Here is a 215-nt window from a genome sequence, read left to right on the forward strand (position 1 = left end):
AAAATCCCCGATAATTTGATTGACTTGGGGATGGAGGGGAAGACGTTCAAATACAGTGAGATTGATAGTAAAGCGAGGATTTTTGCTCCACACTGTTAAAACTTCAGTAAAAGCAGCAAGTAATATGGCTGAAGGAGTCAAACCAGCTTTTTTTCCTCGCTGCTTTAATTGCTGCCAAGTATTGGGTTCGAGTTTGGCACGGCGACGTTTGAATC

At 42.3% G+C, this 215-nt stretch carries 1 protein-coding gene; it reads right to left on the bottom strand.

Features of this window, described 5'->3' with window-relative positions; all coding sequences use genetic code 11:
* A partial coding sequence (locus tag AC5590_RS16285; RefSeq protein WP_211178792.1) for a hypothetical protein occupies nucleotides 1–215 on the bottom strand: 215 nt, incomplete at both ends.

This window comes from Brasilonema octagenarum UFV-OR1 (genome assembly GCF_963888615.1).
Taxonomy (GTDB): Bacteria; Cyanobacteriota; Cyanobacteriia; order Cyanobacteriales; family Nostocaceae; genus Brasilonema; species Brasilonema sennae.